General features: G+C 64.5%; 15 protein-coding genes. 8 read left to right on the forward strand and 7 right to left on the reverse strand.

Going from position 1 to position 21143, the window contains the following annotated elements; genetic code table 11:
* The first annotated feature begins 230 nt into the window (after positions 1–230).
* The gene (gene dacB, locus H6X51_RS16150) at positions 231–1700 is read left to right on the forward strand and encodes a D-alanyl-D-alanine carboxypeptidase/D-alanyl-D-alanine endopeptidase (protein ID WP_185268500.1); all 1470 of its coding nucleotides are present in this window, start codon (positions 231–233) and stop codon (positions 1698–1700) included.
* A 165-nt stretch (positions 1701–1865) separates the two neighbouring features.
* On the opposite strand, the gene rlmKL is transcribed toward dacB, so the two are convergent.
* On the reverse strand, positions 1866–4061 hold the full coding sequence (gene rlmKL, locus H6X51_RS16155) for a bifunctional 23S rRNA (guanine(2069)-N(7))-methyltransferase RlmK/23S rRNA (guanine(2445)-N(2))-methyltransferase RlmL (RefSeq protein ID WP_185268501.1): 2196 nt from the start codon (positions 4059–4061) through the stop codon (positions 1866–1868).
* Between the two features lie 243 nt (positions 4062–4304).
* On the opposite strand from rlmKL, the gene rmf reads away from it, so the two are divergent.
* On the forward strand, positions 4305–4520 hold the full coding sequence (gene rmf, locus H6X51_RS16160; protein WP_105645496.1) for a ribosome modulation factor: 216 nt from the start codon (positions 4305–4307) through the stop codon (positions 4518–4520).
* 89 nt (positions 4521–4609) lie between these two features.
* On the opposite strand, the gene H6X51_RS16165 is transcribed toward rmf, so the two are convergent.
* The 6 genes from H6X51_RS16165 to H6X51_RS16190 form a co-directional block, all read right to left on the reverse strand.
* Positions 4610–5641, reverse strand: a complete 1032-nt coding sequence (locus H6X51_RS16165) for a quinone-dependent dihydroorotate dehydrogenase (protein ID WP_185268502.1) — start codon at positions 5639–5641, stop codon at positions 4610–4612.
* A gap of 104 nt (positions 5642–5745) precedes the next feature.
* Positions 5746–6084, reverse strand: coding sequence for a two pore domain potassium channel family protein (locus tag H6X51_RS16170; RefSeq protein WP_185268503.1), 339 nt, complete (start codon positions 6082–6084; stop codon positions 5746–5748).
* Between the two features lie 15 nt (positions 6085–6099).
* Complete coding sequence (locus H6X51_RS16175) at positions 6100–8292, reverse strand: OsmC domain/YcaO domain-containing protein (protein WP_185268504.1); 2193 nt, start codon at positions 8290–8292, stop codon at positions 6100–6102.
* Between the two features lie 141 nt (positions 8293–8433).
* Positions 8434–8835 (reverse strand): GFA family protein, encoded by a 402-nt coding sequence (locus tag H6X51_RS16180; RefSeq protein ID WP_185268505.1) that lies wholly within the window; start codon positions 8833–8835, stop codon positions 8434–8436.
* 250 nt (positions 8836–9085) lie between these two features.
* Positions 9086–9307, reverse strand: coding sequence for a DUF2835 domain-containing protein (locus H6X51_RS16185; protein ID WP_185268506.1), 222 nt, complete (start codon positions 9305–9307; stop codon positions 9086–9088).
* Positions 9295–14157: an NAD-glutamate dehydrogenase gene (locus H6X51_RS16190; protein WP_185268507.1), complete on the reverse strand. Its 4863-nt coding sequence runs from the start codon at positions 14155–14157 to the stop codon at positions 9295–9297. The genes H6X51_RS16185 and H6X51_RS16190 overlap by 13 nt, the downstream gene beginning before the upstream one ends.
* A 158-nt stretch (positions 14158–14315) precedes the next feature.
* Here H6X51_RS16190 and H6X51_RS16195 point away from each other — a divergent pair, with 158 nt between their 5' ends.
* The 6 genes from H6X51_RS16195 to H6X51_RS16220 are packed head-to-tail and all read left to right on the forward strand — an operon-like array spanning position 14316 to position 21079.
* The gene (locus tag H6X51_RS16195) at positions 14316–15275 is read left to right on the forward strand and encodes an AAA family ATPase (RefSeq protein ID WP_185268508.1); all 960 of its coding nucleotides are present in this window, start codon (positions 14316–14318) and stop codon (positions 15273–15275) included.
* Between the two features lie 2 nt (positions 15276–15277).
* Entirely contained in the window at positions 15278–16210 is a 933-nt protein-coding gene (locus tag H6X51_RS16200) for a DUF58 domain-containing protein (protein WP_185268509.1), read from the forward strand.
* The gene (locus H6X51_RS16205) at positions 16210–16677 is read left to right on the forward strand and encodes a DUF4381 domain-containing protein (protein ID WP_185268510.1); all 468 of its coding nucleotides are present in this window, start codon (positions 16210–16212) and stop codon (positions 16675–16677) included. Before H6X51_RS16200 ends, H6X51_RS16205 begins: the two co-directional genes overlap by 1 nt.
* Positions 16664–17665, forward strand: a complete 1002-nt coding sequence (locus H6X51_RS16210; protein WP_235991378.1) for a vWA domain-containing protein — start codon at positions 16664–16666, stop codon at positions 17663–17665. Before H6X51_RS16205 ends, H6X51_RS16210 begins: the two co-directional genes overlap by 14 nt.
* Positions 17658–19424, forward strand: a complete 1767-nt coding sequence (locus H6X51_RS16215; protein ID WP_185268511.1) for a VWA domain-containing protein — start codon at positions 17658–17660, stop codon at positions 19422–19424. The genes H6X51_RS16210 and H6X51_RS16215 overlap by 8 nt, the downstream gene beginning before the upstream one ends.
* Positions 19421–21079 carry a BatD family protein gene (locus tag H6X51_RS16220; protein WP_185268512.1) on the forward strand — a complete coding sequence of 553 codons (1659 nt, stop codon included), beginning with the start codon at positions 19421–19423 and terminating at the stop codon, positions 21077–21079. Before H6X51_RS16215 ends, H6X51_RS16220 begins: the two co-directional genes overlap by 4 nt.
* Positions 21080–21143: the final 64 nt, after the last annotated feature.

The raw sequence follows: 21143 nt of genomic DNA on the forward strand, positions 1-21143 counted from the left end.
CACTGCTTCGCCCGCTTGAGCGCCCTGAGCTCTGCGAAGGGCCGGGGCGCGGAGCGGGGGCCGGGGGAGAGGGGGCAGCGAACTCTCCCCACTCCAAAAAACACCCCAACCACCACCCCACCGGTAGTTTTCCAGCCCGCGCTTGCGCTATCCTGTCCAACAACCGGCTGTCACTCTGGGAACGGACTCTCTACACAGCCCCACCCGTTTTTCCCTGGGAGTCGCACTCGATGCTGCGTCTGAAAAAACTGTCCCTGTGCTGCTTCCTTTCCCTTGGCCTGCTCGCCAGTGGCGCGACCTTCGCTGAGAGCGATCGTGGCACCCTGCCCGCCAAGGTCAGTTCCGCCCTGGCAGCCGCCAAGATACCCGCCGACGCCATGGCCCTGGCGGTCATTCCCCTGGAGGGCCAGGGGCTGGCGCAGTATGTGAATGCCGATCAGCCGGTCAACCCGGCCTCGACCATGAAGCTGGTGACCACCTACGCCGCCCTGGAGCTACTCGGCCCGAACTACCAATGGCGCACCGACCTGTATGGCACCGGCCCGATCAGCGGCGGTGAGCTGCAGGGTGACCTGGTGTTTCGCAGCAGTGGTGATCCCAAGCTGACCATGGAACGCGTCTGGCTGCTGCTGCGCGACCTGCGCGCCGCCGGGGTGCGGGAAGTGCGTGGTGATCTGGTGTTGCAACCGGCGGATATCCGCCTGCCGCAGGACCTGGTGCCCTTCCAGGATGACGGCAACGATCCGAGCAAACCCTTCCTGGTCGAACCCGACCCGCTGCTGACCAACCTCAAGCTGCTGTCCCTCAAGAGCTACGGCGAGGCCGGCGGCGTGCGCACGCACCTGGAGCCGGCTTTGCCGGAGGTCAGCATCGACAACCAGTTGACCCTGCTGCCGGCGGCCAACAGCTGCCCTTGGCCGAACGTGGCCTATGGCATCAAGGATGACGGCAAGCGCGCCACCATCACCCTGACAGGCTCCCTGCACCAGGGCTGCAGCGCCGAGCGCTATCTGTCCCTGCTCGACGCGCCGGTATACACCGCCAGCCTGATCCGTACCCTGTGGCACGAGATGGGTGGCCGTATCCATGGCGGTAACCGCATAGGCCCGTCGCCGACCAATGCCCGGCTGCTGGCACGCAGTACCTCGCCGGACCTGGTCGATGTGGTGCGCGACATCAACAAGTACAGCAACAACACCATGGCTCGGCAGCTGTTCCTGACCATCGGCCGCGAACAGCGCAGCGCAGCGGATACCGATGATCACAAGGCCGCCACCCGCATCATCAACCAGTGGCTGGCGGACAAGGAGATCCAGCCCAACGGGCTGGTACTGGACAATGGTTCGGGATTGTCACGCCTGGAGCGCATGACCGCCCGTGACATGGCGCAGCTGCTGAGCCATGCCTGGCACAGCCCCTACGCCGCCGAGTTCATCGCCTCCATGCCGCTGGCGGCAATGGACGGCACCATGCGCCGGCGCCTGCGCAACACTCCGGTCGCCGGCCAGGCGCATATCAAGACCGGCTCGCTGCGCAATGTCCGGGCCATTGCCGGCATCACCCGGGACAACAACGGCCAGAGCTGGGCGGTAACCGCCATCGTCAACCACCCCTCCGCCGGCGCCAGCCGTGAGGCGCTGGATCAGTTGCTCGGTGATGTGTACCGCCGTGGTCCGACGGATATAGCTGACCGTCGCTGACAGGCTTTCGCGGTGTAGCGCCTGCGGTCTCCGAGCAACCCCGTCGTCGAGCAGGGGCCCAAACCTGGGGGTGTAGCGCCCCCGCGCTACGCCTGCGGCCTCCAAGCAACCCCGTCGTCGAGCAGGGGCTCGACAACCCCAGGCACGCTCGTCTCTGAGCTCCCCTCAGCGCATCAACCGCCAGGTCCGATGAATCCGCGCATTGCGCTGAAAATCCCGATCCAGCGTCTGCGCCGAGATATCCTGCACCTGGTACTTTTCCTCCAGCGCCGGGTCCAGGCGGAAGCGGCGGAAGTTGTTGGAGAAATACAGCACCCCGCCCGGCGCCAGGCGTGCCATGGCCATGTCCAGCAATTGCACGTGATCACGCTGCACATCGAACACGTCGTCCATGCGCTTGGAGTTGGAGAAGGTCGGTGGGTCGATGAAGATCAGCTCGTACTCGCCCCTGTCCTGCTCCAGCCACTTCATCACATCGTCCTGCACCAGTTGATGCAGATCGGACAGGCCGTTCAGCGACAGGTTGCGCCGCGCCCAGTCCAGATAGGTCTTCGACAGGTCGACACTGGTGGTCTTGCGCGCCCCACCCACCGCCGCATGCACGGTGGCGCTGGCGGTATAGCAGAACAGGTTGAGGAAGCGCTTGCCGCGTGCCTCCTCGGCGATGCGCAGGCGGATCGGGCGATGATCGAGGAACAGCCCGGTATCCAGGTAGTCGGTCAGGTTGATCAGCAGTTTCACCTGCCCTTCCTGTACGGTAAGAAACTCGCCACGACGGTCCATGCGCTGGTACTGCTGCTTGCCTGCCTGGCGCTGGCGCTGCTTGAGCACCACCCGCTGCGCCGGTATGCCGAGCACCTGCGGCAAGGCCACCAGCACGTCCTGCAGTCGGGCCTGGGCCTTGTCCTCGCTGATACTGGCTGGCGCGGCGTATTCCTGCACATGCGCCCAACCATCGTACAGGTCGACCGCTACGGCAAACTCCGGCATATCCGCATCGTACAGCCGGTAGCAACTGATATTCTGCTGCCGCGCCCACTTGCCCAGGGTCTTGAGATTCTTCTTCAGGCGGTTGGCGAACATCTGCGCCGACTCACTCAGCCGGGCACTGGTCTCCACCGGGCGCGCGGTCTTGTCGACAGCGGCCTCCCCGGCTCGCTCGGCCGGGCCCGGGCTGCTGCCGGTGATGTAGCGCTCCGGCTGCAGATCCATCAGCAGCAGTTTGCACGGCAAGGCGCCATTGAACAGTGAATACTGCTTGTGACTGCGAATGCCCATGCGCCGGCCCAGTTCCGGGTTGCCGGTAAAGATCGCGGCCTGCCAGCCGGTGCATTCACTGCGCAACACTTCGCCGAGCTTCTGGTACAGATAGACCAGGCTCGCGGTATCACCCAGGCGCTCGCCATAGGGCGGATTGCACACGATCAGGCCGCCCTGGCCCCGATCCGGATTGGGCGCGAAGGTCGCCAGTTCGCCCTGGTAGACCTTGATCCATTCGCCCAGCCCGGCACGCTGGATATTGTTGCGCAGCGGCTGCAACAGCCGTGGGTCGGCCTCATAACCACGAATCCACAGCGGTGGCCGGGCCAGACCGGCCTCGGCGCGCAGCCGGGCCTCGTCATGCAAGCGCTGCCAGAGTGCCGGCACATGCTGCAGCCAATGGCTGAAGCCCCAGTGCTGGCGATGCAGGTTCGGTGCGATATCCGCCGCCATCAGCCCCGCTTCCACCAGAAAGGTCCCGGAACCGCACATGGGGTCGGCCAAGGCCGCACCCTGGGCAGCCAGCGCTGGCCAGCCAGCGCGAATCAGTACCGCCGCGGCCAGGTTCTCCTTGAACGGCGCCGCACCCTGCTGCAACCGGTAGCCACGCTGATGCAGACTGTTACCGGACAGGTCCAGCGCCAGTTGCACCTCGCCACTGCGACAATGCACATTGATGCGTAGCTGCGGGTTCGCCTTGTCCACCGAGGGGCGCACGCCCTCCGCTGTGCGCAGCCGATCGACGATCGCGTCCTTGACTCTGAGCGCGCCGAAATGGGTATTGTCGACACCCGGCAGTTGGCCGCTGAAATCCACCGCCAGGCTGCCGTCAGGCGCCATGTGGTCAGCCCAGTCGATCCGCGCCACGCCGTCATACAGGCCCTGCGCATCACTGGCGGCAAAACGCCCCAGGACCATAAGCACCCGGTTGGCCAGGCGCGACCACAGGCAGATGCGGTAGCCCAGTTGCAGGTCGCCCTGCACATGCACCCCGGCTACGGTTTCCCTGGCCGATTCGGCGCCGAGTTCCCGCAGCTCGTCGAGAAGCAAGCCCTCGATGCCCTTTGGACAGGTGATAAAAAATTCAAGGGTCTCGCGCATCTCATTGATTTCCACAGGTGTATTACATTCATGTTGCATTCAGGCTCTAAGGATGGCGCCTGACATGCCGATTTGATCTTTCTCATCCACACGCAATAGGGTACAACAGGTCCAAGACTTTGCGTTGGTAAACCGAACAAGGAGTCCGCGATCCACGCGGGCTCCGGGGTGCTGAGGGCAATCCCTGCACCAAACCCCGCTCCGGATGGAGCGGGTTGTCATACCACACGAGGGCTGTACTTTATGAGAAGACTAAAGCGTGATCCGATGGAACGAGCATTTTTGCGCGGGTATCAGAACGGCGTTCAAGGCAAGTCTCAAGACTCCTGTCCCTTCAACAGTAGCGCCACCAGACAGAACTGGATCAACGGCTGGCGTGAAGGCAGAGCCGACCACTGGGCAGGTTATACCGGAATTTCTGGCGTGCATCGCCTTAACGAGATGCGTGCCGTAGGGTAATCCCCCCTCTAGCGATTTCTCCCAGGGCGCTTACTCCAAGCGTCGGGCCTGCGAGGCCCAAGGCCCCCGTACACCGGGGGCCATTTTATTCAGCCCTTATCCTGTCTCATTGCCGCAATCGCATCCACACACTCACGAATCAACTCCGGCCCACGGTAGATGAAGCCGCTGTACAACTGCACCAGACTGGCCCCGGCGGCGATCTTGGCCGCCGCATCAGCACCGGTCAGAATACCGCCCACACCAATGATCGGCAGCTGCCCATCCAGCTCCCCGGCCAGCACCCGGATCACCTCGGTCGATACCTCGGTCAACGGGCCACCGGACAGGCCGCCAGCCTCATCGGCATGCTCCAGCCCCTCGACCCGCTGGCGATCGAGCGTGGTATTGGTCGCGATCACCGCATCCATTCCCTGCTCGCGCAGCGTGCGGGCCACCAGGACCAGCTCCTCGGGTGTCATGTCCGGTGCGATCTTGATCGCAATGGGCACATAGCGACCATGCTGGCTGGCCAGTTGCTGCTGGCACTGCTTGATCTGCCCGAGCAGCACCTTGAGCGTGTCACCGTACTGCAGCGTGCGCAGGCCGGGGGTATTGGGGGATGACAGATTGACCGTCACATAGCCGGCATACGGGTAGACCTTGCGCAGACAGTGCAGGTAATCGTCCACCGCATTCTCGACCGGCGTCAGCGCGTTCTTGCCGATATTGATTCCCAGCACGCCCTTGTAGCGCACCCGGGCAATGCGCTCGACCATGGCATCCACGCCCAGGTTGTTGAAACCCATGCGGTTGATGATCGCATCGGCCTCCGGCAGGCGGAACAGGCGCGGCTTGGGATTGCCCGGCTGCGGTCTGGGCGTGACCGTACCCACTTCCACGAAGCCGAAGCCCAGCCCGGCAAAACCGTCCACCGCCACCGCATTCTTGTCCAGACCCGCCGCCAGACCCACCGGATTATCGAAGGTCATGCCCAGCAGACGCACCGGCTGCGGCTGCACCGGCCGCGCCAGACGCGAGGCCAGGCCCAGGCGGCCGGCGGCACCGATCAGGTCCAGCGCCAGATCATGGGAGGTCTCCGCCGGCAGGCGGAACATCAGGGAACGCAAGGTGGAGTACATGGAAATGCCCCGGTAGTGAATGGCTGCGCGGAGTATACCGTATCGAGCCGCCCGCCACTCAACCGCTTCGGTGATTGCAGATCGTGGCGTGCGGCCCGCGGGCATCACTCATCCAGATGAAACTTGTGCAGGATACGGTGCAGCAGCGGTGCGATGACGATGGTACTGGTGGCGATGTAGACATAGCCGGCAAAAAAACCATAGAGGCTGGCAAACACCTGCCCCGGAGCACTTTCGGGAAAGATCGACAGCCCCAGCCCGCTGCTCAGCGTAACCGACGCCATCAGCGCCCTGCCCGGCTCCATGTTGTCGAAGTACATATGCCCGACCACACCCGCCAGCAGGGTTACCAGCACCAATGCCAGTGCCGCGAGCACATGCCAGAACATGCGCTTGCGAAAATCCCGCCTGGCAACCAACGGCTCGCTCTTGTTTTCGTACATATCCTTGCCCCGTATCTAGAGCTGAATGCCCGCCCTGGCAGCACGATGCGCATGCAGCTTCCGGTAACTCTCGATCAGACGCAGATGCCTGTCCAGACCTTCAAGCCGCATGCTGGTCGGTGTCAGGCCGTGGAAGCGCACCTCCCCCAGCACCGAGCCCACCACCGCCTCCATGCTCGCCTCGCCGAACATGCGCCGGAAGTTGTGCAGGTAGTCCTCCAGCTCCAGCTCGTCATCGAGTACCAGCTCCAGTACCACCTGCATGGCCTGGTAGAACAACCCACGCTCAACGGTATTGTCGTTGTACTGCAGGAACATCTCGACCCGCTCCAGCGCCTCCTCGTGCTGCCCCAGCGCCAGGTTGATCAGCAGTTTCAGTTCGAGGATGGTGAGCTGGCCCCAGACAGTGTTCTCGTCGAACTCGATGCCGATCAGGGTAGTGATATCCATATGCTCATCAAGCTGGCTCTCGTCCAACCGTTCCAGCAACGCAGCCAGTTGATCGTCCTCCAGGATATGCAGATTGAGGATATCCTCCCGGTAATCCAGCGCCTTGTTGGTGTTGTCCCAGACCAGGTCCTCCACCGGATACACCTCGGAGTAACCCGGCACCAGGATACGGCATACCGGCGCGCCAAGATCCTCATGCACCGCCATGTACGCCTCCAGCCCCATCTCCTCAAGGATGCCGAACAGCGTCGCCGCCTCCTCCTCGTTGCTCCCGGAGAAATCCCACTCGACGAACTCGACATCCGCCCGGGCGCTGAAGAAGCGCCAGGAAACCAGCCCCGAGGAGTCGATGAAGTGCTCGACATAGTTGTTGGGCTCGGTGATCGCCTGGGAGTTGAAGGTCGGCGGCTGGAAATCGTTCAGTCCTTCGAAGCTGCGCCCCTGCAACAGCTCGGTAAGGCTGCGCTCCAGCGCCACCTCGAAGCTCGGATGCGCGCCGAACGAAGCGAACACCCCACCCGTCCTCGGGTTCATCAGCGTCACGCACATCACCGGGAACTGCCCACCCAGCGAAGCATCCTTGACCAAGACCGGAAAGCCCTGAGCCTCCAGCGCCTGGATACCTTCGAGGATGGCGGGATACTTTTCCAGTACCGCCATCGGCACGTCCGGCAGCGCGATCTCCTCGACGATGATCTGCTTCTTCACCGCCCGCTCGAATATTTCCGACAGGCACTGCACCTGGGCTTCAAACAGGGTATTGCCGGCACTCATGCCGTTGCTGAGGTAGAGGTTCTCGATCAGGTTCGAGGGGAAGTAGACCACCTCGCCATCCGATTGACGCACAAACGGCAACGAGACGATGCCACGCGCCATGTTGCCCGAATTGGTATCGATCAGGTGCGAGCCACGCAGTTCACCTTCCGGATCGTAGATTTCCCGACAATGCTCATCCAGGATCTCCAGCGGCAGCTCATCGTCTGGCCCCGGCTGGAACCACTTCTCGTCGGGATAGTGCACAAAGGCAGCGTCAGCGATATCCGGGCCGAAGAACTGATCGTTATAGAAGAAATTACAGCTCAGCCGCTCGATGAACTCGCCCAGCGCCGAGCACAGCGCACTCTCCTTGGTCGAGCCCTTGCCGTTGGTGAAACACATGTTCGACGCCGCATCCCGGATATGCAGCGACCACACATGCGGCACTATGTTGCGCCAGGAAGCGATCTCGATCTTCATGCCCAGTTGCGCCAGCATGCCGGTCATGTTGGCGATGGTCTGCTCCAGCGGCAGATCCTTGCCTGCAATCCAGGTACTGCCCTCCCCGGCAGGCCTGGCCATCAGCAGCGCCTGGGCATCCTCATCGATATTGCCCACCGTCTCGATCTGGAACTCCGGCCCGGTCTGCACCACCTTCTTCACCGTGCAGCGATCGATCGAACGCAGGATACCCTGGCGATCCTTGTCGGAAATATCCTCCGGCAGCTCGACCTGGATTTTGAAGATCTGCTTGTAGCGATCCTCCGGGTCAACGATGTTGTTCTGCGACAACCGGATGTTCTCGGTAGGAATATTGCGCGCGTTGCAGTACACCTTGACGAAATACGCCGCGCACATCGCCGAGGACGCCAGGAAGTAATCGAACGGCCCAGGCGCCGAGCCATCGCCCTTGTAACGGATCGGCTGATCGCTGATGACGGTGAAATCATCGAACTTGGCTTCAAGTCTGAGATTGTCGAGAAAGTTGACCTTGATTTCCATGGGGCGGGTACCGGATTTGTAGCTTGAGGCAGGGAGGAGGCAAAGGTGCCGTATGGGGCGGCATGGTATCACCTGATGCCGACTCCGTTACAGCTCACACCCTGGACGCTACATTTCCCGGCACATCATCACATCACCTGGTCACTCATGACCCGGCTCCCATTCCTCATACGCAACGACAGCAGGACCATGACCCAGCCAGGGAACCGCATGCGAAGCCCATATCTGCAACGCCGGCACCTGCCCCGGATCATCATCCAGCGTCGCCACACGCAGCGTGAAGGTTTCCCGCCCATCCGTCTTCTTGAGCAGGTGTGTTCCGCAATTGCCACAAAAATAACGGTGCTTGCCAGGCGATGACTCGAACGATTTCAACAGGTGCTCACCGCTGAGCCATTTGAAATGCTCCGGCTTCACTGCTGCAGCCGTGTTGAAAGCGGCTGCGTGGGCCTTGCGACAGCTTCGACAGGAGCAGTGCTGAATGGCGGAGGCCAAGGCCTGTACTTCATACTGGATCTGACCACATAGGCAGCTGCCTTTCATGCTTGTCTCCTTGTTACCCAATGGCTCACCTGTGTGCACCACTTGCGGTATCACCACAGGTTGCCGTGCAGTCGATTGTTAAACAGGGCCATTGTCCTCCGCCAGTTTTCTGGTGTCCCTGTCGATCAACGGGTGGTTGGCTGGTAATGCCTGTCGGCGAGCAGGCGCTCGCCAACCCTGGAGGAACAGCCCGCTGTAGATCCCTGTGGTTGCAGCGCGACGCAGTTGGAGACCCCCGCCTGTCAGCGGCTTAACTCAACCGCTCCAACGACACCATCTTGCCCTCGCTGGTAAAACGCATGACAAAACTCCCATACACCCCTTCATGCGTCAGGAAGGGCCGCAGGTGATGCGCTGGCAGGCTGATGCTGCGGCCGTCGCGGCTGCGCATCAGGACCCGCTTGGCGTCGCCGCGATACCAGGCCAGGTAGCGTTCGGCGGGCAGTGCCACGTCGATGATCAGTTCCTGCATGTTTCTCCCTGGATGGCCTGGCGGGCGTTGCTCGCCAGGTCGGTCAGTTCGCGCATGGCGACGGCGATCATCGGGTAGTCGCTCTGTCCGCCGCTGCGCAGTTCGTTCAACAGTTCCTGCCAGCGCTGCACCAGCGTCTGGTTGTGTTCCAGCCAGGCGCTGACCAGTTCTGCCACCGGGGTGTCGGGCTCGCTCATCTGCAGCGCGGCCACGGTCATGCTGCCCAGTTGGTTCTCCAGCTCGTCACGGTAGGCTTCGCGCGCCAGCGCCTGCCAGTGCGAGGCAACCGGCAGCTCGCTGATCTGGTGGCCGAACCAGGTCAGTTGCAGTTCGCTGCCCAGGGTGAAGAATACCTGGGCCACGCGTTCGGCAGGCTGGTCGGTGGCGTCGGCGGCGGTGATCATGCCGAGCATGGTATAGAAGTGTGCCGACCCGGCGACCAGGCGGGCGATCGGGGCGGGTACGCCGGCGGCAGTATACTGCTCGAAGCGGCTTTGCCACAGCTCGTGCACGGAGCCTTCCAGCATCTCATCGAAGCGTTCAGCCAATGCCTGGATTCGCGGGGCGAAGTGGGCGACTTCCTCCGCCGGTTGCAGTTCCTTGCCCCGGCGGCGGATGAACCAGCGGGTGGCGCGGCGGGCCAGGCGCATCAGTTCGTCCATCAGCTCCAGCTGGATCGCCGCCGGCAGTTGGTAATCCAGTTGCTCGATGCTGTGGAACTGCTCCATCAGCCGGAATACATCCCGCGCCACCACATAGGCAGCGACTATCTGTCCGGCGCTGGCGCCGGTCGATTGTTCCAGCCGGCGCAGGAAGGTGATGCCCATATGGTTGACCAGGTTGTTGGCCAGTTGCGTAGCGATGATTTCCCGCCGCAGCCGGTGATGGGCCAGCGCGGCGGTGTGTTCGCGCACCAGCCGGGGCGGGAAGGCGCTGGCCATTTCCCGTGCCAGCCAGTGGTCTTCGGGCACCTCTGACTCCACCAGGCGTTCCTTCAGGTCGGCCTTGGAGTAGGAGATCAGCACCGACAGTTCCGGCCGGGTCAGGCCCAGGCCCTTGCCGGCGCGGTCGGCCAGCTGTTCGTCGTCGGGCAGGAACTCCAGGCTGCGGCTGAGCTTGCCGCTGGCTTCCATGGCACTGATGAAGCGCTGGTACTCGACCATCGCCCGCGCCGCCTGGCCCTGGGCCAGGCTGATGGCCTGGCTCTGCTTGTAGTTGCTGGCCAGCACCAGCGCGGCCACCGCCTCGGTCATTTCCGCCAGCAGCTCGTTGCGCTGTTTGATGGTCATATCCCCCGCCGCCACCACCTGGTTGAGCAGGATCTTGATGTTGACCTCGTGGTCGGAACAGTTGACCCCGCCGGCGTTGTCGATGAAGTCGGTATTGGCCGCGCCGCCATTGAGGCAGTACTCGATGCGCCCCAGCTGGGTCATACCGAGGTTGCCACCCTCGCCCACCACCTTGCAGCGCAGCTCCCTGCCATCCACCCGCAGCGCATCGTTGGCCTTGTCGCCGACATCGGCATGGCTCTCGGTCGAGGCCTTGACATAGGTGCCGATACCGCCGTTCCACAGCAGGTCCACCGGGGCCTTGAGCAGGCGGTTGATCAGTTCCGCCGGGGTCAGTTGTTGCTCGTCGATGGCGAACACCTCGCGCATCTGCGGCGTCAGCTTGATCTGCTTGAGGCTGCGGGCGAACACCCCGCCACCGGCCGAGATCAGCTGCGGGTTGTAATCGGCCCAGCTGGAACGCGGCAGATCGTACAGGCGCTGGCGCTCGTCGAAGCTGAGTGCCGCATCCGGGTCCGGATCGATGAAGATGTGCTGATGATTGAAGGCCGCCAGCAGGCGTACCGAGCGCGAGCGCAGCAGGCCGTTGCCGAACACGTCACCGTTCATGTCACCGATGCCGATGACGCTGACCGGATCTTCCTGCACGTTGATATCCAGTTCACGGAAGTGCCGCTGTACCGAGATCCAGGCGCCACGGGCGGTGATGCCCATGGCCTTGTGGTCATAGCCGACCGAGCCACCAGAGGCGAAGGCATCACCCAGCCAGAAGCCGTAGTCGGCGGCGATGCCATTGGCGATATCGGAGAAGCTGGCCGTGCCCTTGTCGGCCGCCACCACCAGGTAGGAGTCATCGCCATCATGGCGGATCACCTGGGGCGGTGGCACCACCTGCCCTTCGACCAGGTTGTCGGTCAGGTCGAGCAGGCCCTGGATGAAGATCCGGTAGCAAGCAATCGCTTCCTGCTGGATGGCATCACGCCCGGCAGCCTGCGGCAGCCGTCGCGGCACGAAGCCGCCCTTGGCGCCGACCGGTACGATCACCGCGTTCTTGACCTGCTGCGCCTTGACCAGCCCGAGCACTTCGGTACGGTAGTCCTCCTCGCGGTCGGACCAGCGCAGCCCACCGCGGGCTACCTTGCCACCGCGCAGGTGCACACCCTCGACCCGTGGCGAATAGACGAAGATCTCATGCATCGGCCGGGGCAACGGTAGCTCGGGAATGCCACTGGGGTCGAACTTCAGGCTGATATAGTCCTTGGGCCGGCCATCCGCGTCATTCTGGTAGAAGTTGGTCCGCACGCAGGCCTTGATCAGGTCCAGGTAGCGCCGCAGGATGCGATCCTCGTTGAGCACCGCGACCTGCTCCAGGGTCGCCAGGATCGCCTGTTCGAGCTTTTCCTCCAACTCCCCGGCCGAGGCCTTGCGTGCAAGGAAGAAGCGCGTCTTGAACAGCCTGACCAACTCCCGGGCAACCGGCGCGTGGCTGGCCAGGGTGGAGGCCAGATACGGCAGCTCGAAGCCCATGCGGATCTGCTTGATATAGCGCGCCAATGCCCGCAGCAGAGCGGCCTCGCGCCAATGGATGCCGGCCAGCAGGATCAGCCGATTGAAGCTGTCGTTCTCCGCCTGCCCGTTCCAGATGGCGGTGAAGGCGTCGCCGAACAGCTCGTTGATGTCGGCCATATCCATGGCCGGGTCCAGCGCATTGACGAACACGAAGTCATGCACCCAGTAGCTCTGCCCGTCCTGGCGGCAGATCTGGAACGGAAACTCGCCGAGCGCGCGCAGACCGAGGTTGTCCAGGATCGGCATCATGTCCGACAGCGGCAGCGAGCCACCGAAATGGTACAGCTTGCAGTGCAGCTCCTCCGGCTTGCCGTTGAGCGGCTGGTAGAAGCTCATCGCCAGCGGATTGTCGGCATCGAGCTGCAGCAGGTGCTGCAGGTCCACCACCCCGGTGGCCGGGTTGAAGCGGTCGCTATAGCCCACCGGGAAGCCGTTGCCGAACTGGATCAGCACCTCGGTGGCGTGAGCCTCGCCCAGGGCATCCTGCAACTGCTCGCTGAAGTCGTCATGCCAGCTGCGGCATGCTTGTATCACATCCCTTTCCAGTTTCACGTGATCGATTTCCAGATTGCGCCGGGGGTCCACGCGCAGGATGAACTGCACGCGGGTCAGCTGGGATTCGGAGAAGAAGGTCCAGAACTCGCTGTCGCTGGCTTCCAGCCGCGCCATCAGCACCTGCTGCATGCGCCGGCGGATGGCGGTCGAATAGATATCCCGCGGCACGTAGGCCAGGCAATAGTAGAAGCGTCCGTAATTGCCCCGGCGCAGGAACAGCCGGATCAGGTTGCGCTCCTGGATCTGCACTATGCTCAGGGCCGTTTCGCCCAACTGCTGCGAGGACATCTGGAACAGGTCATCGCGCGGCAGCTCCTGCAGCACCTGGTTCAGCTCCTTGCCCAGGTGGCTTTGCGGGGCGAATCCCGACTCCAGGCGTACCGCCTCGACCTTGTGCCGCAACCAGGGAATATTGTAGACATCGGCGCTGTATACCCGGGAGGTGTACAGGCCACAGAAACGGTGCTCCAGCAGCACCTCGCCAGCGGCATCGACCTCGCGGATCGATACGTAGTCGGGATAGGCCGGCCGGTGCACGCGACTGTTGCGCGACGATTTGGCGAAGGCCAACAGCGCCGGTGTGCGCAGGTAGTCGAGCACTTCCTGCGGCAGCCCTTCGATATCCTCGTCCGGCGGATCGAGCACGGCGATACCCAGGCTGTGCTGCAGCTGAATGCCAAGCCGCCCGTGCGGCATGCCCTCGCCGATGGCGAACCGCTCGTAGCCGAGGAAGGTGAAGTTGTCGTCCAGCAGCCAGTCGAGGAAGGTCGTCGCCTCCCCGCGCTGGGCCGCGTCGAACCAGGCGAAGTCATCACCGGCCAGGCGTTCGACCAGCTCCTGCACGCGCTGGCGCATGGCGGCGAAATCCGCCACCACCGCCTCGACATAACCCAGCGCCTGCTGCAGCCCCGCCTGCAGCTCATGCAGCGCCGCCGGCATCTGGCAACGGTCGATCTCGACGTGCATCACCGACTCGCCCTGCAGCTGCGGGTCGTCATCGCTGGCCGGGCGAATCTGCTGCAGCTGGCCATCGGCATTGCGCGCGACCTTGAATACGCTGTTCTGCAGGATGTGAATGGCATAACCCTGGCGTTGCAGCTCGATGCGCACCGAGTCGACCAGAAACGGCGCATCGGCATGCAGCAGTTGCACCACCGTATGCGAGGACTGCCAGCCATGGCCCTGCACATCCGGGTTGAACACGTGCACCTTGCTGCCCTGGTCGCCGAACTGCTGCAACATGCGCCAGGCTGACAACAGGCTGCCCAGCAGGTCGCTATCCTGGCGCGACAGCAGTTCCGGCAGCGTGGTAATACTGAAAAAGTCCCGGGCGAACAGCGTGAGGGCCTCCTGCTCCCGAGGTTCGACCAGCTCCTGCAGGCGTTGCTGGATGACCTGCAGGAACTCCTGCTTGCTGCTGGCAACGATAAAAGCCATGAATACACTCCCAGGCCAATCGGACTACCGGGTCTCAGTATGCCCCGGAAAATCACGAAAATGTGTCTCTGATTTGATTTCAGATTAGTCCAGACTGAGCGCTTTTCGGTAAAGTAAGCCCCTATCGGAAGACACCAGATATCGAAGGAACAGGCACCATGCCCCATCGCGCATCGCTGATGCAACTCAAGAGCTTCATGGCCCAGCAGATATTCGGTCAGGAACAGTTGATCGACCGCACGCTGATCTGCCTGCTCGCCGGTGGCCATCTGCTGGTGGAAGGTGCGCCGGGGCTGGCCAAGACCAAGGCGATCAAGACCCTGTCCGAGGCCATCGATGCGGACTTCCACCGTATCCAATTCACCCCCGACCTGTTGCCGGCGGATATCACCGGCACCGAGATCTATCGTCCGGAAACCGCCAGTTTCAGCTTCCAGCAGGGACCGATCTTCCACCACCTGGTGCTGGCCGATGAAATCAACCGGGCCCCGGCCAAGGTGCAGTCGGCACTGCTCGAAGCCATGGCCGAGCGCCAGGTGAGCATCGGCCGCGAAACCTGGCCACTGCCCGAGCTGTTCATGGTCATGGCCACGCAGAACCCGATCGAGCAGGAAGGCACCTATCCCCTGCCCGAGGCGCAACTGGACCGCTTCCTGATGCACGTGCGCATCGGTTTTCCCGATGCCGCGCTGGAGCGTCAGATCCTGCACCTGGCCCGGGGCGAGGCCAAGGGCTTCGAGCCGCGCATCGCCGAGCGCATCAGCCAGGCAACCATTCTCGCCGCGCGTCAGGAGGTGCTGTCGCTGTTCATGGCCGATGCCGTGGAGGAGTATCTGATCCAGCTGATCATGGCCACCCGCCGTCCGGAGCTGTACAACCCGCAACTGGCCGAGTGGATCGAGATGGGCTCCAGCCCGCGCGGCACCATTGCCCTGGACCGCTGTGCCCGCGCCCACGCCTGGCTGGCCGGCCGCGACTTCGTCAGCCCCGAGGATGTGCAGGCGATCGTCCATGATGTGCTGCGCCATCGCCTGATCCTCAGCTTCGAGGCCGAGGCCGCGGGTATCGATGCCGACCGGGCGATCACCCTGCTGGTTGAATCCGTCGCCGTGGTCTGAACATGAGCAGCGCCGCGGTCTACGCCACCCTGGAATCCCTGCTGGAGATGCGCCGCCACAGCCATGAGCTGCCGCTGTCCGCCCGGCCGGCCCATGCCGGGCAGCAGACCGGGCGCCAGCTGTCACGCCTGCGCGGGCGCGGCATCGACTTCGACCAGGTGCGTCTGTACCAACCCGGCGATGATATCCGCAATATCGACTGGCGGGTCACCGCGCGCACCCGCAAGGCACATACCAAGATCTTCAACGAGGAGCGCGAGCGCCCGGTCTTCATCATCTGCGAGCAGAGCGAACGCCTGTTCTTCGGTACCCAGCTGTGTTTCAAGTCGGTACTGAGTGCCGAGGCCGGCGCGCTGATCGCCTGGATGGCCCTGGCGCACAATGACCGGGTCGGCGGCATGGTGTTCGGCGCCCGGGAATGCCACGAGATCCGCCCTCGCCGCAGTCGCCGGGCGATCCTGCAACTGCTGGGCCGCGTGCTCGATGGCAACCGCGCCCTCGGCTCGGAGGCAACCGAACCCAGCGCTAGTGAACCGCTCAACCTGGCACTGCGGCGCAGCCGCGAGGTGATCCGCCCCGGCAGCATCCTATACCTGCTGTGCGACCATGCCGCCATCGACGCCCTGAGCCAGCCGCTGCTGGTGGCGCTCGGTGCGCACAACGACCTGGTACTGCTGCCGATCTTCGACCCACTGGAGGCCAGCCTGCCAAACAGTCCGGCCCTGGAATTCGCCCAGGGCCAGCAGCGCCTGACGCTGAACACCACCGCCAACAGCCTGCGCGAAGCCTGGGCCGGCCAGTTCCTGAGCCGCCAGCAGGCCTGGCAACGGCTGGCCAAACGGCTGCGCTGCGGCCTGCAGCCGCTGGATACCGGCCGCAGTGTGGTCGACCAACTGCGCCCGCTGCTCAGCGCCCATGCGCGGAGGCAGCGTTGATGGACGCCAGCAGCTTGCAGGCCCAGCTGATACCTGCGCAGCAGCCGGCACCAATAACCTGGTGGCCACCGGCACCCGGCTGGTGGGTGCTGGTCATCGGCCTCCTGCTGCTGGCGCTGCTGCTGCCCTGGCTGCTGCGCCAGGCCCGCCGACACAAGCGACGCCGGCATCGGCACAGCTGGCAGGTATTGGCCGATATCCCCGCGCAACTACCCGATGCCCAGTGGCTGGCGGCCATCAATATCCGGCTCAAGCAACTGCTCAAGCAGCGTGGCGATGAGGCCGCCACCCGGCTGTTCGGCGAGGCCTGGCTGGACTACCTGTGCAGTCGTAATCCGCAGGCCCGGCGCGATGCCCTGCAGCCGCTGGCCGCCGACCTGTATCGACCACAGCTGCAGCTCAGTGCCGAGCAACGCCAGGCCCTGCTCAAGGAACTGCGCCGCTGGATACGCCATGATGATGTTTGAATTCCACTGGCCGCTGTGCTTCCTGCTGCTGCCGCTGCCCTGGCTGTACCGCAGGTGGCTGCCGGCTGCCGAGACCCGCTCGGCGGCACTGCGGATCAGCTTCATGGCGCGGCTGCAGGCCATCCGCGAACTGGCGCCGGAGCACAGCGCACCAGGCCGCAAGTGGCCCTACCTGCTGATCTGGGTACTGCTGGTATGCGCCGCCGCCCGGCCGCAATGGCTGGGCGATGCGCTGCCGACGGCAACCAGTGGCCGTGACATGATGCTGGCGTTGGACCTGTCCGGCAGCATGGAGTTTCGCGACATGCAACTCGACGCCGAGGAGGTCGATCGCCTGACACTGGTCAAGCACCTGCTCGGCGAGTTCATCGAGCGCCGCCACGGTGATCGGCTGGGACTGATCCTGTTCGGCAGCCAGGCCTATGTGCAGGCGCCGCTGACCCATGACCGCAGTGCCATTGCCCAGTGGCTGGAGGAAAGCTTCATCGGTCTGGCCGGCCGGGAAACCGCCATCGGCGACGCCATCGGGCTGGCGATCAAGCGCCTGGTCGACGAGCCTGCCGCCAGCCGGGTGGTGGTGCTGGTGACCGATGGCGCCAATACCGCCGGCCACGTCAGCCCACTGCGGGCCGCGCAACTGGCCGCCGAACACCAGATACGCATTTTCACCATCGGCGTCGGGGCCGACAGCGGTGCACGGGACAGCAGCGCCAGCTTCTGGGAGTTGCAGTTCGACCCATCCATCGAACTGGACGAAGACAGCCTCCGGGAAATCGCCCAGCTCACCGGCGGCGAATACTTTCGCGCGCGCAACGAGACGGATATGGAAAATATCTACCAGCGCCTCGATCAACTGGAGCCGGCCCTGCGCGCTGGCCTGCCCGACCGCCGGGCCACCCCGTTGTACCCCTGGCCACTGGGGCTGGCACTGTTGTTGAGCCTGGCGCTGTCGACCGGCACGGTACTGCGGAGCCAGCGACATGCCTGATCTGTTCGGCCTGTCCTTCGCCCGTCCGCTGTGGCTGCTCGGTCTGCTTCCAGCCGCTGTGCTGCTGGTATCCTTGTACCGCCGGGGCTGGCGGCGCTCAGGCTGGGAGCAATTGCTGCCAGCCCATCTGCACCCATGGCTGCTGCAACAGCATGCCGGCGGTCACCACCAACTGCGTTTCGCCGCGCTCGGCCTGACCTGGGCTCTCGCCCTGCTGGCACTGGCCGGCCCGCAGCTGGAAACCACCAGTGAACCGCGCCGGCTGCAGGACAGCTCGCTGGTGATAGTGCTCGACGTCTCGCGCAACATGCTGTCCAATGATCTGTCGCCGAGCCGGCTGCAACGGGCCAGGTACAAGATCCGCGATGTGCTCCAGGAACATGCCGATAGCGAGGTAGCGCTGGTGGCCTTCGCCGGCAGTGCGCACCGGGTCGCGCCATTGAGCAGCGACCATGACACCCTGGCCAGCCTGCTGGCGGCACTGGAGCCGAACATCATGCCGGCCGAAGGCCAGGATGTCGGCCAGGCGCTGCTGCTGGCCCGGCAGATGCTCGAACAGCGGCCGCGCAGCAGCAGCCAGATACTGCTGGTCACCAGCGGACTCGACAGCGCCGGGCGCGCTGCCCTGGCCGAACATGCCCAGGCGCTCGGCAGCCAGTTGGCGATCCTCGGCGTCGGTACCAGTTCCGGGGCGCCAGTGCCGCTGGCCGAGGGCGGCTTCATGCGCGACGACCAGGGCCGCATCCTGCTGCCCAGGCTCAATGGGCAACAACTGGCTGCCGTGGCGCGCCAGCACGGTGCACGCTACCACGGCATCAGCACCAGCGATCGGGATATCGACTACCTGCTGCAACATGGCCGCGCCACCGCCAGCGCCGAGCCCGGCGCGCAGCGCTTGCTGGTCGACCAGGGGCATTGGCTGGTATTGCTGCTGTTACCCATTGCCGCCCTGGGTGCCCGGCGCGGCTGGCTCGGCCTGCTGCTCTGCGCGGCGCTGTTGCCTGCCCCGCCGGCCCAGGCCTTCAGCTGGCAGGACCTGTGGCTGCGCCCGGACCAGCAGGCCATGCAACTGCTGGATCAGCAGCAACCCGCCGCCGCTGCCGAGCGATTCCTCGATCCCGCCTGGCGCGCCTGGGCGCTGTACCAGGCTGGTCAGTACCCACAGGCAGCAGCAGCCTGGGCCGAGCTGGCCGAACGGGAACCCGACAACCCGCAACATCATTTCAACCAGGGCACCGCCGAGGCCATGGCCGGCGAGTACCAGGCCGCGCTGGAGGCCTACGAGCAGACGCTGACCCGGGCCCCGGAGCACCATGCCGCCCGGCACAACCGCGATGCCATCGAGGCGCTGCTGGAACAGCTGCGCCAGCAAGCCGAGCAGTCGCCGGCCCAGGGCACCGAAGCCACCGAAGATAGCGCTGCCGAGCCGTCGAGCGATGCTGATGCCCGCGCGGACGTCCCTGGCGCTGCGAGCACATCCGCCGCCCAGGAGCAGGCCCAGGAATCCACCGAGGATACTGGCCCACCCGCCGCATCCGGCAGCGCCACGCCGGGGCCGGATGGAGACAATGGCAATGGCAGCCCGCCAACCCAGCCTGGCAATGGCCACGACAGCGCCGGCGACCACCGGCAAGGCGCCAGCCAGGAGCAACAACAGGCCCTGGAGCAATGGCTGCAGGACATCCCCGACGACCCGGCGGAACTGTTGCGGCGCAAATTCCTCCATCAGTATCTGCAGCGACAGGAAACCTCGCCATGATTCGAGTCCTAGCCATGTGCCTGCTGGCGCTGATCAGCCAACTGGCCCAGGCCGCCCTGGAAGCCAGCGTCGACCGCACCCGCCTGGTCGAGGGCGAAGCGCTGGAACTGACCCTGGAAACCCCGGCAACCGGGCGCCTCAGCGAGCTGGATCTCGCTCCGCTGCAGGAGCACTTCGAGGTGCAACGCACGCGGCAGCTCAGCCTGGTGAGCCAGATCGACGGCAAGACCACCCCGGTTACCCGCTGGGTGGTCACCCTGACGCCACTGCGCACCGGTTTCCTGATCATCCCGCCGGTCAGCCTGGGCGCCCAGCACAGCCAGCCGATCAGCCTGCACGTGCTGTCCGCCGCCCAGGCCGCCAACGACAGCAGCGCCCAGCTGGCGCCGATCTTCATCGACAGCGAAGTGGATATCGAACGCCCCTACGTACAGGCGCAGGTGCTGCTGACGCTGCGCATCTACCATTCGGTATCGCTGTTCGACGACTCCACCCTGAGTGGCCTGGATATACCCAATGCGCGGGTCGAAAGCCTGGGGCCGGCGCGGCATTTCGAACGCCTGCTCAACGGCGTGCGCCACGGGGTGATCGAAGTGCGCTATGCCATCTTCGCCCAGCAGAGCGGTGAGCTGGAGATCCCCTCGCAGCTGTTCAGCGCCACGGCGCTGCAGCCCGGCAATGGCAACGGTCGCTCGGCGCGCAGCGGCAAGCTGATCCAGGTGCGCTCGCCGAGCATCACCCTGCAGGTTCGCCCGGTGCCGGACACTTACCCCAGTGGCGCTCCCTGGATACCGGCGGCGGCGCTGAGCCTGAGCCAGACCTGGCAGCCCGACCCCGGCATCGACCTGCTCAGCGGCGAGCCATTGACCCGTACGCTGATCCTCGCCGCCGATGGCCTCAATGCCAGCCAGTTGCCCGCGCTGCAGAGCCTGCCCGGCGACGCTGACCACGAGTTGCGCCAGTACGCCGACCAACCCCAGCTGCAAAGCCGGACCAGCGACGAGGGGCTGCATGGTGTGCGGCATGACAGTGCCGCCCTGGTCGCCCTGCAGGAAGGCTCCTATACCCTGCCCCCGGTGGTGGTGCACTGGTGGAATACCGCGGAAGATCGTCTGGAAACCGCGACCCTGGATGCGGTCATGCTGAACGTCAGTCGCAGCAATGAATTCGCCGGCAGCGCTGGCCCGCTTCCGCTGCCGGCGGCTGATCCGGTATTGCTCTGGCCCTGGCAGCTGGCCTGTGCGCTGCTGGGCCTGGCGCTGCTGGGCTGCCTGTACTGGCTGCGCCGGGCGCACCTGGCGCTGAGCGAATACCGCCTGCCGGAGGTCGAGGAGCAGTTCGACGAGACGGACCAGGGCAATCCGCTGGCGGACCTGCAGGCGGCCTGCCGCACCAACCAGCCCGCGGAGGCCCGCAAGGCCCTGGAGAGTTGGGCCAGGCAGCAGGACAGCGAAGGGCTGATCGGGCTGGCGCACAACTATCTGGAACTGGAAGAGGCCCTGGATGACCTCAACGCCTGCCTGTTCGGCCGCGCCCACCATGACTGGCGCGGAAAACCGCTATGGCGCGCGGTGCGCATGGTCATCCAGAGCCGGCGGCGTGAGGCCGAGCAGCAGCAGGAGAGCAAACTGGAAAGCCTCTACCCAGATGTATGAGCCTCCACTGTTTGTGGAAATGCACGCCAGCCAGCTCACCTCATGCTGGTTCAATATCAAAAAG

Origin of the sequence: Halopseudomonas xiamenensis (genome assembly GCF_014219065.1) — a bacterium.
In the GTDB taxonomy this organism is placed as follows: Bacteria; Pseudomonadota; Gammaproteobacteria; order Pseudomonadales; family Pseudomonadaceae; genus Halopseudomonas; species Halopseudomonas xiamenensis.

Excerpts from the sequence above, each read along its gene's own strand:
- H6X51_RS16200 (WP_185268509.1), top strand. The coding sequence starts at position 15,278 with ATGAGCAGCGCCGCGGTCTACGCCACCCTGGAATCCCTGCTGGAGATG.
- H6X51_RS16190 (WP_185268507.1), bottom strand. The coding sequence starts at position 14,157 with ATGGCTTTTATCGTTGCCAGCAGCAAGCAGGAGTTCCTGCAGGTCATC.
- H6X51_RS16215 (WP_185268511.1), top strand. The coding sequence starts at position 17,658 with ATGCCTGATCTGTTCGGCCTGTCCTTCGCCCGTCCGCTGTGGCTGCTC.
- H6X51_RS16185 (WP_185268506.1), bottom strand. The coding sequence starts at position 9,307 with ATGCAGGAACTGATCATCGACGTGGCACTGCCCGCCGAACGCTACCTG.
- H6X51_RS16210 (WP_235991378.1), top strand. The coding sequence starts at position 16,664 with ATGATGATGTTTGAATTCCACTGGCCGCTGTGCTTCCTGCTGCTGCCG.
- H6X51_RS16170 (WP_185268503.1), bottom strand. The coding sequence starts at position 6,084 with ATGTACGAAAACAAGAGCGAGCCGTTGGTTGCCAGGCGGGATTTTCGC.
- rmf (WP_105645496.1), top strand. The coding sequence starts at position 4,305 with ATGAGAAGACTAAAGCGTGATCCGATGGAACGAGCATTTTTGCGCGGG.
- H6X51_RS16195 (WP_185268508.1), top strand. The coding sequence starts at position 14,316 with ATGCCCCATCGCGCATCGCTGATGCAACTCAAGAGCTTCATGGCCCAG.
- dacB (WP_185268500.1), top strand. The coding sequence starts at position 231 with ATGCTGCGTCTGAAAAAACTGTCCCTGTGCTGCTTCCTTTCCCTTGGC.
- H6X51_RS16175 (WP_185268504.1), bottom strand. The coding sequence starts at position 8,292 with ATGGAAATCAAGGTCAACTTTCTCGACAATCTCAGACTTGAAGCCAAG.
- rlmKL (WP_185268501.1), bottom strand. The coding sequence starts at position 4,061 with ATGCGCGAGACCCTTGAATTTTTTATCACCTGTCCAAAGGGCATCGAG.
- H6X51_RS16205 (WP_185268510.1), top strand. The coding sequence starts at position 16,210 with ATGGACGCCAGCAGCTTGCAGGCCCAGCTGATACCTGCGCAGCAGCCG.
- H6X51_RS16220 (WP_185268512.1), top strand. The coding sequence starts at position 19,421 with ATGATTCGAGTCCTAGCCATGTGCCTGCTGGCGCTGATCAGCCAACTG.
- H6X51_RS16165 (WP_185268502.1), bottom strand. The coding sequence starts at position 5,641 with ATGTACTCCACCTTGCGTTCCCTGATGTTCCGCCTGCCGGCGGAGACC.
- H6X51_RS16180 (WP_185268505.1), bottom strand. The coding sequence starts at position 8,835 with ATGAAAGGCAGCTGCCTATGTGGTCAGATCCAGTATGAAGTACAGGCC.